Source organism: Dellaglioa sp. CoH-56-MRSF-12, from assembly GCF_056782075.1.
The window spans coordinates 1-278 of sequence record NZ_JBXAYD010000082.1; the positions used below are offsets into that span (position 1 = coordinate 1).

Annotated in this window: 1 protein-coding gene; it reads right to left on the reverse strand. The window is 64.7% G+C overall.

Annotated features, from left to right (window positions below; genetic code table 11):
* Positions 1 to 278, reverse strand: a 278-nt coding sequence (locus tag AC1RPY_RS07850; protein ID WP_481763126.1) for an ABC transporter permease subunit, incomplete at both ends; no start/stop codon positions are given.

The window sequence follows — 278 nt, forward strand, 5'->3', positions numbered from 1 at the left end:
GGCTGAAGAAGATCAGCGCGGGGATCATCGAGAGCGACGTGAACGCCAGCACCTTGGAGGTGTCGGTGGCGTACTGCGACGAGAACGCCTGCACGCCGAGCGGCAGGGTGAAGGTCGCCTGGTCGTTGAGGATGAACAGCGGCAGCAGGTAGCTGTTCCAGCTGGCGATGAAGGCCAGGATGCCCACGGTGATCACGCCGGGGAGCGAGAGCCGCAGCACCATGCGGAAGAAGAAGCCGAACCGGCTGCAGCCGTCGATGAAGGCGGCCTCCTGGATC